This is a genomic window from Massilia rhizosphaerae (assembly GCF_016093545.1).
Taxonomy (GTDB): Bacteria; Pseudomonadota; Gammaproteobacteria; order Burkholderiales; family Burkholderiaceae_D; genus Telluria; species Telluria rhizosphaerae.
The window spans coordinates 675,209-689,845 of the sequence record NZ_JADKYX010000001.1; the positions used below are offsets into that span (position 1 = coordinate 675,209).

12 protein-coding genes are annotated in these 14,637 nt (G+C 68.4%); 3 read left to right on the forward strand and 9 right to left on the reverse strand.

Going from position 1 to position 14,637, the window contains the following annotated elements; genetic code table 11:
• Window positions 1–141: 141 nt before the first annotated feature.
• A complete protein-coding gene (gene kefF / locus ISF28_RS02845; RefSeq protein ID WP_198115600.1) occupies window positions 142–729 on the forward strand; it encodes a glutathione-regulated potassium-efflux system oxidoreductase KefF in 588 nt (195 codons plus the stop codon).
• Entirely contained in the window at window positions 719–2,527 is a 1,809-nt protein-coding gene (gene kefC / locus ISF28_RS02850; RefSeq protein WP_198115601.1) for a glutathione-regulated potassium-efflux system protein KefC, read from the forward strand. The genes kefF and kefC overlap by 11 nt, the downstream gene beginning before the upstream one ends.
• A gap of 141 nt (window positions 2,528–2,668) precedes the next feature.
• Here kefC and ISF28_RS02855 read toward each other — a convergent pair whose 3' ends face one another.
• The 9 genes from ISF28_RS02855 to soxR form a co-directional block, all read right to left on the reverse strand.
• On the reverse strand, window positions 2,669–3,619 hold the full coding sequence (locus tag ISF28_RS02855; RefSeq protein ID WP_198115602.1) for a glycoside hydrolase family 43 protein: 951 nt from the start codon (window positions 3,617–3,619) through the stop codon (window positions 2,669–2,671).
• A 2-nt stretch (window positions 3,620–3,621) separates the two neighbouring features.
• Window positions 3,622–6,354, reverse strand: a complete 2,733-nt coding sequence (locus ISF28_RS02860) for a TonB-dependent receptor (RefSeq protein ID WP_198115603.1) — start codon at window positions 6,352–6,354, stop codon at window positions 3,622–3,624.
• Window positions 6,355–6,453: 99 nt separating this feature from the next.
• A complete protein-coding gene (locus ISF28_RS02865; RefSeq protein WP_229518819.1) occupies window positions 6,454–7,497 on the reverse strand; it encodes a LacI family DNA-binding transcriptional regulator in 1,044 nt (347 codons plus the stop codon).
• Window positions 7,498–7,715: 218 nt separating this feature from the next.
• Window positions 7,716–8,834, reverse strand: a complete 1,119-nt coding sequence (locus ISF28_RS02870) for a sulfotransferase family protein (protein WP_198115604.1) — start codon at window positions 8,832–8,834, stop codon at window positions 7,716–7,718.
• Window positions 8,835–8,843: 9 nt separating this feature from the next.
• On the reverse strand, window positions 8,844–10,025 hold the full coding sequence (gene chrA / locus ISF28_RS02875) for a chromate efflux transporter (protein ID WP_198115605.1): 1,182 nt from the start codon (window positions 10,023–10,025) through the stop codon (window positions 8,844–8,846).
• Window positions 10,015–11,001 carry a hypothetical protein gene (locus ISF28_RS02880; RefSeq protein WP_198115606.1) on the reverse strand — a complete coding sequence of 329 codons (987 nt, stop codon included), beginning with the start codon at window positions 10,999–11,001 and terminating at the stop codon, window positions 10,015–10,017. Before ISF28_RS02880 ends, chrA begins: the two co-directional genes overlap by 11 nt.
• Window positions 11,002–11,003: 2 nt before the next feature.
• The gene (cysC, locus tag ISF28_RS02885) at window positions 11,004–11,648 is read right to left on the reverse strand and encodes an adenylyl-sulfate kinase (RefSeq protein WP_198115607.1); all 645 of its coding nucleotides are present in this window, start codon (window positions 11,646–11,648) and stop codon (window positions 11,004–11,006) included.
• A gap of 65 nt (window positions 11,649–11,713) precedes the next feature.
• Window positions 11,714–13,417 carry a methyl-accepting chemotaxis protein gene (locus ISF28_RS02890; RefSeq protein ID WP_198115608.1) on the reverse strand — a complete coding sequence of 568 codons (1,704 nt, stop codon included), beginning with the start codon at window positions 13,415–13,417 and terminating at the stop codon, window positions 11,714–11,716.
• A 177-nt stretch (window positions 13,418–13,594) separates the two neighbouring features.
• Window positions 13,595–14,047 carry a redox-sensitive transcriptional activator SoxR gene (soxR, locus tag ISF28_RS02895; RefSeq protein ID WP_198115609.1) on the reverse strand — a complete coding sequence of 151 codons (453 nt, stop codon included), beginning with the start codon at window positions 14,045–14,047 and terminating at the stop codon, window positions 13,595–13,597.
• 75 nt (window positions 14,048–14,122) lie between these two features.
• Between soxR and ISF28_RS02900 the strand changes: the two genes are divergently transcribed.
• Window positions 14,123–14,575, forward strand: coding sequence for an ester cyclase (locus ISF28_RS02900; RefSeq protein WP_198115610.1), 453 nt, complete (start codon window positions 14,123–14,125; stop codon window positions 14,573–14,575).
• Window positions 14,576–14,637 lie beyond the last annotated feature (62 nt).

Sequence of the window (14,637 nt, forward strand, 5' to 3'; positions counted from 1 at the left end):
TAATCCTCCGCCATGGGCGGGCTATAGGCCTGGACCCGGCTGGCTTGTAGGACATGTCGGGCGAGAATGACGCAAAGCATGCCTGTCCAAGCCGGCCATTCGGATATGCTATAAAACTGTGTTGCAAACAATAACAACCGCATGAACGAACCGAACATCCTGGTGATCTACGCCCACCCGGCGCCGCACCGCTCGCCCGTCCACCGGCGCCTGGCCGAGACGGCGCGCGCGCTCCCCGGCGTCGAGGTGCGCGACCTGTACGACCTCTATCCCGACTTCGACATCGACGGCGAGCGCGAACGCGAACACCTGGCCGCGGCGCACCTGCTCGTCTTCCTGCACCCGTTCCGCTGGTACGGCATGCCGGCGCTCGTGAAGGAGTGGATGGACGTCGTCCTGCAGCCCGGCTGGGCCTACAACGACGCCGCGCACACGGGCGAATGCGCGCTGCGCGGCAAGAGCTTCTGGCTCGTCACGACGACGGGCAGCGGGCCGGACGCCTACCGCGCCGGCGGCCTGCACGGCCGGCCTTTCGCCGATTTCCTCGCGCCGTACGAAGCCACGGCCGCGCTGTGCGGCATGGACTGGATCGCGCCGCTCGTCATGCACGGCGCGGCGCAGGCCGGGCTTGATGCCGTCGACGCGCACGCGGCCGAGTTCCGGCATCGGCTCGAAGGCTATGCGGGCCTCGCGGCCGCTGCCCGGGAGGAGCGCCCCCATGGAGCATAACCTGCTGCAGAACGCCGTCGTCTACCTGGGCGCCGCCGTGCTCGTCGTGCCGCTGGCGAAGCGGCTCGGCATGGGCGCCGTGCTGGGCTATCTCGTGGCCGGCATCGTGATCGGACCGTTCGGCCTGGGCCTCATCGCGCACGGCGAGGACGCCCTGCACTTCGCCGAATTCGGCGTCGTGCTGCTGCTGTTCCTGATCGGCCTCGAACTGGAGCCGAGCCGGCTGTGGGCGTTGCGCCGGCCGATCTTCGGCTGGGGCGGCGCCCAGGTCGCGGGCGTCGCGGCGGGGCTGTTCGGCGCCGCCTTGCTGGCCGGCGTCGACTGGAAAGTCGCGTTGATCGCGGGCCTCGGCCTGTCGCTGTCGTCGACGGCGATCGCCCTCGCGTCGCTGGAAGAGCGCAACCTGATGCCGACTCCGGCCGGCCAGGCCGGGTTCGCGATCCTGCTGTTCCAGGACATCGCCGCGATCCCGATGATCGCCATCGTGCCGCTGCTGGGCGTGCCGGAAGCGGCCGGCGGCGGAGGCAATGCGTGGCTCGCCGCGCTCAAGGTCGCGGGCGTGCTCGCGGGGCTCGTCGTCGCCGGCCGCTTCCTGATGCGGCCCCTGCTGCGCATCATCGCCAAGACGGATGCGCGCGAGATCTTCACGGCGTTCGCCCTGCTGCTCGTCATCGCGATCGCGCTGCTGATGCAATGGGTCGGCATGTCGATGGCGCTCGGCGCGTTCATGGCCGGCGTGCTGCTCGCCGATTCCGAATACCGCCACGCGCTCGAGACGGACCTGGAGCCGTTCAAGGGCCTGCTGCTCGGCTTGTTCTTCATTGCCGTCGGCATGTCCGTCGACTTCGCGGTGTTCCTGGCCCGCCCTGGCCTCGTGCTGGGCCTCGTCGCCGGCTTCCTCGTCATCAAGGTCGCGGTGCTGTACGGCCTGTCGCGGTTGGCCGGCATCGCGCGCGGCCAGCACCTGCAGTTCGCGCTGCTGCTCGCCCAGGGCGGCGAGTTCGCGTTCGTCGTGTTCGGCGCGGCGGCCACGGCCCGCGTGTTCGCGCCGGACGTGGCGTCGATCCTCGTCGTCGTCGTCGCGCTGTCGATGGTCGTCACGCCGCTCGCGCTGATGGCCTACGACCGCGTCGCGGCCGGCCGCGAATGCGGACGCAGCGAGCGCGACGCCGACCGCATCGAGCCGAACGAGGACCACGTGATCGTGGCCGGCTTCGGCCGCTTCGGCCAGATCGTCGGCCGCTTCCTGCACGCGAACCGCGTGCGCCTGACGGTGCTCGACCACGACCCGGACCAGATCGACGTCCTGCGCACCTTCGGCTTCAAGGTGTTCTACGGCGACGCGACGCGCCCCGACCTGCTGCGCGCGGCCGGCGCCGCGAAGGCGCGCGCGGTGGTCGTCGCGATCGACGACGTCGAGGACAGCTTGAAACTCGTGGACGCGGTGCGGCGCGACTACCCCGGCCTGCCCGTGTTCGCGCGCGCCCGCAACGTCACGCATTACTACCAGCTGATGGATCGCGGCGTGGAACTCATCGAGCGCGAGACGTTCGAGTCGGCGCTGCGCCTGGGCCGCTCGGTCATGACGGCGGGCCTCGGCCAGAACGCGTACGCGACACGCCAGGCGGCCCTCAAGTTCAGGCGCTACAACAAGCAGACGCTGGATGCGGTCTACCCGTATTACAAGGACCGGGAGCGGCTCGTGTCGGTCGCCAAGCAGGCGCGCGAGGAACTCGAGGCGATGATGTCGCGCGACCGCAAGGCGTTCGACGAGGAAGCGGGCAGCGACTGGGATTAATGTCCCGTTTCGTCGGGACCCACGCGTTTGGTGGGCACAGGGTGCCCACCCTACGGCGCTGACGCCACTTACCTCGTGTAGGGTGGGCACCCCGTGCCCACCTTGAACCGCCGCGACGCAGGGCACGCATTTCATGCCCCCCTACGGCGCCGGTTGCTCTGTCCACGTGGGTCCGTTCGTCGCCGGCTTGCCGTCCACCCAATCGAGCCGGTCGATGCACATGCGCCGCGCCGTCCGCGCGCGGTCCCATGCGTGGTACACGATCCACGTGCGCCCGTCCGGCCCCACGGTGAACGAGTTGTGGCCGGGCCCCAGCAGGTCCCCGCCGCCGGGCGTGCGCATCAACAGCGCCTCGTGGCCGCCCTCGGGGCGCGTGTAGGGTCCCAGCGGATCGTCGGCCACGACCCAGCTCACGCCGTAGTTCTCGCGCTCCCACGCGCCGCCGCTGTAGAAGCAGTAATAGCGGCCGCCGTGGCACAGCACGGCCGCGCCCTCCACCGTGTGCCAGTCGTAAACGGCGCCGTACATCGCACGGCCCTTGCGGAACACGTGCCAGTCCTCGTGCGGGCGCACGACGATGCGCGCATCGCCCGCCAATGTCGTCATGTCGACGAGCCGGTCGACGACGATGCCCGTGCCGATCCGCCAATCGTCCGCCGTCTCGAGGAAGTCGACGCAGTAGAACAGATACCACTGGCCGTCGGCGGCGCGGAACGGATGCGCGTCGATGGCGAACGGCCGGTCCGGGACGAGCAGCTTGCCGCTGTCGACGAACGGTCCGGCCGGATGGTCGGCGACCGCCGCGCGCAGCTTCTGGTCCGTGCCCTCCGGGTTCGATCCGGCCGAGTAGTACATGGTGAAGCGCCCGTCGTGACTCGCCACTTCCGGCGCCCAATAGTCGGTTGCGCCGATCGGCAGCAGCGCGTGGCCCAGCGCTTCCCACGTCACGAGATCCGGCGAGCGCAGCACCGGCACCTGGCGGCCGTCGGCCGCACCCGGCGCCGTGCCGTACGCGTAGTAGACGCCGTCGTGGCGCAGCACGAACGGGTCCGCCATCGCCTCGGGCCAGACCGGATTGCGGTAGGTTTTCATCGTCACAGCGAGAAGCGCAGCCCGAGGCCGTACGTGGTCGGGTTGTAGCGGATGTCGCGCGGGATCATCGGCGACGCCAGGTAGCTCTCGTACTTTTCGTGCGTGAGGTTGATGGCGTCGAACTGCAGCGACACGTTCTTGTGGATGGCGTACGAGACGCTCAGGTCGACGAACGTGCTGGCCTTGACGATGCGGTCCATATTGAAGCGCGGCTCGGCGATCTGCTCGACGTAGTCGCCGCGGTGCGTCGCGGTCAACCGGCCCGTGATGCCGTTGCCTTCGTACAGCAGCGCGAAGTTGTAGTTCTTCTTCGCGACGTTCGTCAACGCCGTCGTGCGGTACGTCGTGCCCGTCGGCGCGACGAGCGTCTGGTTGTCGCCGGCTATCCAGGTGTAGTTGAATTGGGCGCCGAAATTGCGCCACGGGCCAGGCAGGAAATCGAAGAATTTCTGGATGCCGAATTCGGCGCCGCGCAACGAGCCCGTGCCGGAATTCTGCGGACGCGTCACGCGGTAGTTCTGGCCGCCGATGACTTCGTTCGACTCCATGTTCTGCAGATAGCCGTTGATGTCGCGGTGGAACAGCGCGATCTGCGCATAGCCGTTCTTCGGGAAGTAGTATTCGAGCGTCGCGTCCGTGTTGATCGACCGCGTCGGCCGCAGGTTCGGGTTGCCGGCCGAGCCGGTGCCGGGCGCGTTGACGGTCGGCGGGATCAAGGACAGCGCCGGGTTCAGCGACGCGAAGTCGGGCCGCGTGATCGTCTTGCCGATGGCGATGTGCGATTGCAGGTTCTCGCGCCAGCCGATGACCGCGGCGGCGCTAGGCAGGAAGTTGTTCTCCGTCGAATCGACGGCGATCGGCGTGATCGTGTCGCCGATGCGGCTGTTGCCGTTCAGGTTGCGCGCCACGCGGACATAGCGTCCGCCGACGGTGCCGGACAGGTCGATCGTGCCCGCCTTGGCCTTCCAGCGCGCGGCCAGGTACACGGTGCTCGTGCTTTCGCGCTGCTCGAAGGTGCGCGTCGGGTCGACCGCCACGCGGCCCGGCGCCGCGCCGTAGAACGCGCGCACGGTATCGGCCTGGTCGATCAGGAACTCGCGCGACGGCGTGAGCCACGGGCCGCCCAGGCGGTCGAGGCCCGGCACCAGCGACTCGAAGCCGGGGCCGAACGCGGCGACGGGATTCGCGCGCACGGCCCCGGTCTTGTCGCTGTGGCCTTCCGCGCCGTGGAAGCTGGCGCGGTGGTTCGACAAGCGCACGCCGGCGTCGATGCCGGAGATGAAGCCGTCGCCCAGCCGGTACGACGCGTCGCCGCGCCACTGCACCTGCTCGCCCTTCGAGACGCCCCAGTTCTGCACCATCCCGCGCAGCACGAACGCGTTCGGGTCGCGCAGCGCGTCGGGACTCGTGGGCGTGCTCACGCTCGAATAGCCGCCGTGGCCGTCCGCGCCATACGTATAGACGCCGACGCTGGCGCCGGGAATCTGCTGGTCAACGATCACGGTGTCGTTGACGAACGTCGACCTGGTCCAGCCGAAGTTGGAGCTCGCCTTCCACGGTCCTTCGCGGTAGTTCAGGCCCAGGTCGAGGAAGTGCGTCGTCGTGTGTTCCTTCACGCCCCACGTCGACGTGGCCGTGTACGGGTCCCAGTCGTACGGCCCGCCGAACTGCTTCGCCTGCGCGTACGCCGACTGGATCGGGCACACGACGCCCTCGGGCGTGTCGCAGTAGGCGCCCTGCGGCGCCAGCTGCACGTTGTACAGGGTCGGCGTCCACGTCGTGATGGCGAGGATATAGTCGACGGCGCTGCGCGCGCGGTAGCCCGTGCCGAGGTATTGCACGTTCGCTTCCAGGGTCGGGTTGACCTTCCATTGCAGGGCGCCGTGGATGCTGCCGCGGTCGCGGTCGCCCGCGTTGTAGATGCCGCCCACGTTCGGCAGCTCGCCCAGCCGGGCGCCCGGCGCGAGCGGGCCGTCGTTCAGGCGCGTGCCGACGCCGTTCGCGTCGACGGAATGGACGCGGTCCGGCCGGTCCACCCACTGCACGGGATAGCCCCAGTGCTCGCGGTTGAACGCGACGTCGAACAGCGCGCCGATCTCGCCGTAGCTCGTGTGCCAGCGGTCGCTGGCCGAGAAGCCGGCGCCCGGATTGTTCTTCGTGTCGGTGGCGCTGGACCCCGTCACCTTCTGGCGCCGGTCTTCCACATAGCCCGTCACGGCGAGGCCCTTCTGGTCGAACGGCCGGCGCAGGCGCACGTCGATGCCGCCCGCGATGCCGCCCTCGAGCTGGTTCGGCGTCGCCGTCTTGTACACGTCCATGCCGCCGATCGACTGCACGGGCAGGTCCTGGTACTGCAGCCGGCGCCCGTTCCCCGTGAAGTATTCCATCCCGTCCAGCGTCGTCACGATGTCCGGCAGGCCGCGGATGATGACCTGGTTCGTCTCGCCGCGGTCGCGGCCCACCTGCACGCCGGCGATGCGCTGCAAGGCGTCGCCCGCCGCGCGGTCCGGGAATTTGCCGATGTCTTCCGCGTTGATGGCGTCGACGACCTGCACGGCGTCGCGCTTGATCGCCTCGGCGCTGCGGATGCTGCTGCGCAGGCCAGTCACGGTCACCGTCTGGATCTGCACGGGTGCGGCTGCCGCCGCCGGATCATCATTGGTCTGGGCGCCGGCCGCCTGCGCCACCAACAAAAGGATGGCCGCGCACACGGGCCGGCGCTGGAACGTGCTCATGCGATTCTCCCCGCTTCAATTATTAGTAATAATTTTTATCATGAAGCTAACGCAAAAGCGGGCGGACCGACGCACGCTTGAACCCGGGCGCCAAGACGTTCAGAGCCGCGGCGGGGCCACGGAATCGCGGGCCACCAGAGGGCATTCCATCTTGATGACGGCTTTGGTGGTGTGGTTTCCGCGCACTTGCGCGATCAGGGAATCGGCCGCCCAGCGGCCCATTTCGTAGTTTGGCAACAACACCGTGGTCAACGGCGGGTGAGTGTAGCGGGCGATGTCCTGGTCGTCGTAGCCGACCACCGACAAGTCGCGCGGCACTGCGAGGTTGCGTTCGCGGGCGGCGTCGAGCGCGCCGATCGCCATCAAGTCGTTGGCGCAGAACAACGCCGTCGGGCGCTGCGGCAAGTCCAGCAGGTCCAGCGCATGGTCGTAGCCGGCCGCCACCTGCCAGTCGCCGGCCCGCACGAGCACCGGGTCGAACGGGATGTCGGCCGTCGACAACGCCTGCCGGTAGCCCTTCAGGCGCTCGGCCGCCGCCTCGATCCAGTGTTCGCCGTTGATGAAGCCGATGCGGCTGTGGCCGTTCTCGATCAAGTGCATCGTCGCCGCGTAGCCGCCCAGCAGTTCGCTGGGCACGACGGACGCGCGGGCGCGGTCGCGCGTGTGGCAGTTCAGCAGGACGACCGGCGTGTCGGCCAGCGCCGCCGGCACCGTCACGGCGCGCGTGAAGATCGTCGAATAGATGACGCCCAGCAATCCGGGATGGTCCAGCATGCGGGCGAACACGGCCGCTTCCAGCTCCGGATCGCCCCGCGTGGCGAACACGGCGACGAGGCAGTCGTGCTCCCAGGCGCCGTCCTTGGCGCCGTCGATGGTCTGCATGGCGTGTGGGCTCGTCGTCAGTTCGTCCGTCAGGTAGACGATCAGGTTGCGCGTCTGGGCCAGCGCGGCGGCCTGGTGGGCGTGCCGCTCGACGGGATAGCCCAGCTCGCGCGCGATGCGCAACACCGTCTCGCGCGTCACCTTCGACACCTTCGCCCCGCTCATGTGGTTGATGACCAGCGACACCGTCGATTGCGAGACACCGGCCAGCTTGGCGATGTCGGTCATCGTGGGACGGCGGGGACGGGGCGGCCGGGTCATGGGCGATCGTGTTGGCATACCGATGTCGATAGCACAACATTATCACTAATTATTACCGGCCGCCAGCGCGGCACGAGGCTTGGAACCTATCCCAGTAGGGTGGGCACCCCAGTGCCCACCATGCGTTACTGCGACGCATACGTTTGGTGGGCGGGGGCAATGCCCCCGGCATTACCCCCCCGCCCACCCTACCAGTTCACGCCTGCCGAAATAGACTCTTAGTCCGTGACTTCGAAGGCTTCTTCCAGCACGTCCAGTTTATAGGGCGTCGCGCCGGCGCTGCCCTGCCCGCCCGCGGCCTGCTCGAGCCGCCCGCGCACCTGCGCCAGGTAGTCGGCGCGCGCCTTGCGCAGCACGTAGTCGCGGAAGTTGGCCTGTTCCAGCTCGCGCCACGCGGCTTGCTTCGCGGTCTCGGAGCGCGCCCGGGCGGCCTCGAACGACGCTTCCGTGAGCACGGCGTCCGCGCCCGTCATCAATTCGTAGCCGTACGCCTGCATGTAGTCGCGGGCCAGGGTCTCGATCACGCGGATGTCGTCGACGCTGAGCTGCTGCTTGAACTTGTCGGCGTTGGCCGGGATCGGCGCGAAGCAGTTCGACGACCACAGCGCCGACAGCTTCGAGATCTTGCGCGCTTCCGGCGAATGCGCCACGTCGAGCATCTGCGGCAGGAAGTCGATGCCGGCGAAGCTGCAGACGCTCCGCAGCGTCGCCTCCTGGTCGCTCAGGAAGTCTTCGTAGCGGATCGTGAGCGTGCGCTCGGGATAGCGGTCCAGCAGCGCGCGCGCCGCGTCGTGGGCCTGGACCCAGGTGCGGGCGTTGAGGGTGCTGTCGAAATCGTGGATGATGGCGCGGTTCATCGACGCCACCTGGCCGCGCGGATCGCGCACGACGTTCAGGAACAGCATGTCCGGGAACAGGCGCATCAATTCATCGGCGTAGTGGACGCTGTCCAGCGACTTGTCCATGACGATCTTCGCGCCCGTGCGCTCGCCCGCGCGCAGCAGCAGCTCCCACACGATGCGGTGCACGCTGCGCGGCTCGTGGCGCAGCTGTTCGAAGATCTCGACCGGGTCGTACACCATGTCCGGCCACTTGACCATGCTGACGGCCTGCAGCCCGATGACGTCCACGACCAGCCGGAAATAGGCGCGGTCGTCCTCCAGGTCGCCGTACAGGGGCACGAGCGGCATGAAGTCGACGATGTGCAGCGGATAAGGCGAGTGGAATTCGGGATTGAAGTTCATGCGCAGCCGCAGCGCGTGGCTGCCGCAGCGGCGCAGCGGCATCATCAGCAACGGGCGGGGACGCTTGTTCGCAACTGCCGTTTTCGATTCCATGCTTTCTCCTCACAGTAGAAAATAACCGATCGCGCCGCACAGCGGCACGACCCAGAACGCCTCGACCCGCCAGCGCAGCAACAACAGGCAGGCCAGCAGGAACAGTACGGGCGACGACCACGCCGGCGCCGCCATCTTGCCGATCGTGAACGCCGCCGCGATCACCATGCCGGCGCCCGCCGCGCGCACGCCGCGCAGCGCCGAGCGCACGGCGGCGGACGCGTACCAGCGCTGCAGCTTGTGCGCGCACGCGACCGTCAGGAGCGCCGTCGGCGCGAACACGCCCACGGTCGCGGCGAACGCGCCGGCCAGGCCGCCCGCCTTCAGTCCGATGAACGCGGCGCCGATCAGCACCGGGCCCGGCGTCAGCTGGGTCAATGCCATCGCGTCGGCGAATTCGCGCGCCGTCACCCAGCCATAGGTGTCGACCACGGCGTGCTGCAAGACGGGAATCGAGACATAGCCGCCGCCGAACATCAGGAGGCTGATGCCGGCGAACGCGGCGAACAGCCTGGCCGCCACGCCCGCGTGGCCGGCGAACAGGGGCACGAGCACCAGCGGCGTCGCGAACAGGAAGCCCGCCTTGCCGGGCGCGGACGGTGCGGATGGTGCGGACGGTGCGGACGCGGGCGCGGTGCCCGCTTCGCGGAACCACAGGCGGCCGGCCAGCGCGGCGGCGACGACGACGGCCAGCGTCACCAGCAGGCCGCGGAAGGACAGCACCAGCACGACCGCCGCCCCGGCCAGCACGGCCTCGCGCCAGCCGCGCACCGTGGTCCGGCACATGCGCCAGCCGGCGGCCAGCACCACGGCCGCGACGGCCGGGATGATCCCCATGAACACCCGGTCCACCTGCGGCAGATGCCCGAGGCGGAAATACAGGGCGGCCAGCGCCACCATGCACAGGAACGCCGGCAGCAGCGCCGCGCACATGCACACGCAGGCGCCCGCCGCGCCGCGCACGCGGTAGCCGACGTAGGCGACGGTGTTGAGCGCGATCGGTCCGGGCAGGATCGAGGCGAGCGTGACGCCGTCGAGCACGTCCTGGTCCGTCAGCAGCTTGCGCCGCGCCACGACGGCGTTCTGCATCACCGACACCATCGCCATGTAGCCGCCGAAGCTGGTGCAGCCGATCCGCAGGAACAGGGCGCCCAGGGACGCCAGCGACGGGGGCGCCCCGTCATTGCGCATGCACGCGCCCTCCGCATGCCGCGAAATAATCGGAAAAAACGCGCACGAAGCGGTCGACGTCGCCCGCCGGCAGGCGGTTGATGCCGGCCGCCGCGCGGCGCCCACCCCCGGTTTCGAACTGCTCGCACAGGCCGTGGGCCGCATGCGTGGCCGGCGCGCCCGAACGCACGCTGACGACGTACGCGCCGTCCGAGCATCCCGTCAGCACGGCGAACGCGCGCTCGCCGTCCGCGGCCGCGAGCCGGTTGGCAAAGATGCCGGACACGCGCCGCGCCCAGCACGTGTCGGGCAGCACGTAGACCGCGCCGTGAGGCCACTCCACGTGCGGACGCAGGCCGACCATGCGCGCGGCGTCGTCGCGATAGCCCGTGGCCAGCATCCGGTACTCGTTCGACGCGCCGATGAAATCGAACGGATCGGCGTACGGCGCCAGTGCCCGGTACAGCGCATCCGGCGCCAGGTGCAGGTCGTCGACGCACTCGCCATAGGCGTTGTAGTTCAGGACCGTGCCCAGTTCCTCGAGAGCGCCGATCCGCTGTTCGGACCAGCCCATGCCCTGCGCCAGGCTGCGCGCCGGGCCGGCCAGATTGTCGCCGAACGCGGCGGCGACGGCCCAGGGCCGGTAACGGCCCACCAGGTGGCGGTCGACCAGCAGGCTGGTGCACACGGTGGGCGCATCGTCCCAGAACAGGCGCAGGCGCGGGTGCGGGAACGCCTGGCGGGCCGAATGGTGGTCGAACCAGGTCACGTGGGCGCCGGCGTCGAGGAGGCGCCGCAGCGGCGCAGCGTTGGCGTCGACGGCGATGTCGAGCACCGTCACGTCGGCCGCGCCGCACGGCACCCGCTGCAGCAGCGCGACGTCGCGCTTGACGCCGGTAACGAGCGTGCCGGCGCCCGGATAGGCGAGACGCCATTGATGCTGGGCGCAGATGCCGTCAGCGTCGCCGTTGAACACGTCGTAGCGTGCCGTCGTCATGGCTAGCCCAGGCGCCGGGCCAGGTGGTCGTACAGCGCGCGCGTCGCCTGTTCGAGCGACATCCGCCCCGTGTCGACCTCGACGTCGGGACGTTCGGGCGGCTCGTACGGCGCGGACACGCCGGTGAAATTCGGGATCTCGCCGGCGCGCGCGCGGGCGTACAAGCCCTTGGGATCGCGCGCCTCGCACACCTTCATGCTGGTGCTGACGTGGGCCTCGACGAAGCGTTCGGGCCCGATGATCTCGCGCGCCACCTCGCGGTCGGCGCGCAAGGGCGAGATGAACGCGGTCACGACGAACAGGCCGGCTTCGTTCATGAGGCGGGCCACTTCCGCCGTGCGGCGGATGTTTTCGCGCCGGTCGTCGGCCGAAAAGCCGAGGTCCCGGTTGAGATGGTGGCGGACGTTGTCGCCGTCGAGCACGAAGCTCGGATGGCCCTGTTCGAGCAACAGATGTTCCAGCTCGTAGGCCAACGTGGACTTGCCCGCCCCGGACAGGCCGGTGAGCCAGATCGTCGCCGGCTCGTGCCGGAAATATTGGCGCCGGTGCGCCGGGGTCACCTTGCCGGCGTGCCAGTAGATATTCGAATCCGCCAGCGCGGGCCCATACTTCGGTTCTGCTTCCTGTACCGCCATCTCGTTGCTCATCGACGCTCCCACGTGAGTTGCTGAATATTGGCCTTCCAAGACATGCGCGGCGCCCGCCGGCCCGCTCAACTACCGTATTTGCGCTCCCGGCGGCGCGGCGCGGACGACGCCGTGCGGTTGGATTCGAGCCGTACGACCGGCGCCAGCAGCGGCTCCGTGCGCGCCGCCGCGGCATGCCCGGCGGTGCGCTGGGCCGCGGACAGCACGAACACGCCGACCACGCGGGCCAGGTGCTCGGCCTGTTCCTGCATGGATTGAGCGGCGGCAGCCGCTTCCTCGACGAGGGACGCGTTCTGCTGGGTGACGGTGTCCATCTGCGTCATCGCCTGGTTGACCTGGTCGATGCCGGACGCCTGCTCTTCGCTCGCGGCCACGATCTCGGACATGATGTCGGTGACGCGCTTGATGCTGTCCACCACTTCGTGCATCGTGGCGCCGGCTTCCTCGACGAGCTTGTTGCCGGAATCGACTTTCTCGACGGAGTCGGAAATCAGGGCCTTGATCTCCTTGGCCGCCGCGGCGGAACGCTGGGCGAGGTTGCGCACTTCGGTCGCGACGACGGCGAAGCCGCGGCCCTGCTCGCCGGCCCGCGCCGCCTCGACGGCCGCGTTCAGCGCGAGGATGTTGGTCTGGAACGCGATGCCGTCGATGACGCCGATGATTTCCACGATCTTCTGCGCCGACTGGTTGATCGCGCCCATCGTGGTCACGACCTGCGACACCACGTCGCCACCCTTTTCGGCGACGTGGGACGCCGACACCGCGAGGGTGTTCGCCTGGCGCGCGTTGTCGGCGTTCTGCTTGACGGCCGACGTCATCTCTTCCATCGACGACGCCGTTTCCTCGAGCGAGCTGGCCTGCTGCTCCGTGCGCGCGGACAGGTCGAAGTTGCCGGCCGCGATCTGCGACGAGGCCGTCGCGATGGTATCGGTGCCGGTGCGCACCTGGCTCACGATGCCGGCCAGGCTGTCGCGCATCGTGCGCATGGCGGCCATGAGGCTCTTGTCATTGTCCCCGTGGATGTCGATGTCGACGGCCAGGTCGCCCTCCGCGATGCGGCTCGCAACGTGCACCGCGTCCGCCGGTTCGCCGCCGAGCTGGCGCAGCAGGCTGCGCGAGATCAGCCAGCCGGCCAGGACGCCCGTGACCAGGGCCAGCAAGCCGAACGTGATCATCAGCGTGCGCGCGGCCCGGTAGGCGTCGTCGGCCGCTTGCAACGCGACATCGTTCTGCTTTTGCTCGAAGGCGACCAGTTCCCGCATCAGGGCCCACCACTTTTTCTGCACCGGCCGGAAATCGAAGCGCACCAGCTGGTAGGACTCGTCCTTCTTGCCGTCGAGCGCGAGCTGGACGGCGCGCGGGTAGAACGGCGCGGCGAGCGCCGCCTGCTCGCCGATCTGCTTCATCAATTCCTTTTCCTTGGCGGTCGTGCCGGGGACAGTGTCGAACATTGCGTTCAATTTCTGTGCCGCGTCCGCGTATTTCCGGCCTTGTTCGCCGACGCGGTCCACCTCCATCTGCACTTCCTTCGTGTTGGTACTTTCCAACAACATGAGGTTGCGCATCGCGAGCGCCCGCTCCGTCACCGTCAGGTCCATCGCCGCGACGAGGCGAGACTCCACGTTGTTGACCTTGGTAATATTGTCCGCCTGCCCCTTGATGAATGCCATCCGGTTCAAGCCCAGCACCGTGGCGGCGACGAGCAGGATAGCCATCAAGCCGAAACCGATGCCGAGGCGGCTGGCGACACGCATTTGGTTGAAGTTCATGCTGCGTCCGCCCCGCAAATCCGATTCAAGAACACGGCACTGCCCATCGATACACATCGCAACATGAGACCCCCAAAATAGGTTACTGATTTAAATCATCATATAATTAAGTAGTTCCGATAAGCAATCTTTTGTTCATTAACTCAAAGAAATTATTTGTCTATACGGGCTGCACGTTCACAAGCGCTGCGGCCCGGGCCCCTGCTCCGACAATTGGTCGAGGGGATTGCGTAGCTTGCACGCCACAATCGAGAGGCAGCCGCAGCCGATGCAATCGTCCAGTTGGTCGCGCAAGCGGGTCAGTTGCGCGATGCGGTCGTCCAGTTCGCACCGCCACAGGCTGGACAGCCGGGTCCAGTCGTCCCTGGTGGGCGTACGTTCTTCCGGCAAGGACGCCAGCGCGGCGGCGACCGACGCGAGCGGGATGCCGATCCGCTGCGCGACCTTGATGACGGCCACGCGGCGCAGCACGTCGCGCCCGTAGCGCCGCTGCCCGCCGCTGCTGCGCACGCTCGCGATCAACCCCTTCGATTCATAGAAATGGAGGGCCGACACGGCCACGCCCGCGCGCCGTGCGACCTCGCCCACCGTCAAATGCCGCCCGATGTCGGCCGGATCCAATTTTGCCATCGCGCCCCCTTGACCTAAAGTTAAGTTGAGGTTTTACACTGCCTTCACGTCGAACGCAACCACGAGGAGAAGCGCATGAACGACTACCTGAACACCGTCGAAATGAACAAGGCTTTGGTGCGGAGCTTGTACGAGGACTGCATCAACGGCCGCGACCTGGACCGGCTGGACATGCTGATCGCCCCCGATTTCACGGGCGCGCGCGGCGAGCGGGGCCCGCGCGAATTCCGCGCGACCATCGAGGCCGTGCTGACCGGTTTTCCCGGCGTGCGCTTCGAGGTGCACGACCTGATCGGCGAAGGCGACCGCGTGGCCGTCCGCTGGACCTTCCGCGCCGTGCACGGCGGCCGCTTCGCCGGCATCCAGCCGAGCAACGCGGAGGTGACGCAGGAAGGCAATGTGATCTACCAGCTGCGGGATGGGCAGATCGTGCGCGCCTGGCTGCAGGCGGACCGCCTGGGCGTGCTGCAGCAGATCGGCGTGGTGCCGCGCGCGTTCGCCGACAGCGCCGGGCAGCGGCCGATCTAAGAACCTATTCCAGTAGGGTGGGCACCCTGTGCCCACCATGCGTTACGGCGATGCGTACGTCT